This window comes from Brasilonema octagenarum UFV-OR1 (assembly GCF_963888615.1).
GTDB classification, from domain to species: Bacteria; Cyanobacteriota; Cyanobacteriia; order Cyanobacteriales; family Nostocaceae; genus Brasilonema; species Brasilonema sennae.
In genome coordinates, this window is the sequence record NZ_CAWPKW010000097.1 from 448 (window position 1) to 659 (window position 212).

A 212-nucleotide genomic window follows, 5' to 3' on the forward strand; every position below is an offset into this window, starting at 1 on the left:
AGCAGCTAATAACTGGACACAAGCTAAGTACGATCACTACTTTTGTATCCAATTAGGTTTACCTGTAGAACCCGAAAAATCAGTACAGCGCCATTCGTGAGAGGTTCAGGGCGAACGCATCTAAATATTGATGAGCAGAACAAAGCAAGAGTCTTGAAGACATAACCCTGACAAACCAACAGCCGCAAGCCTACATGCTGTAGCAGTACGTC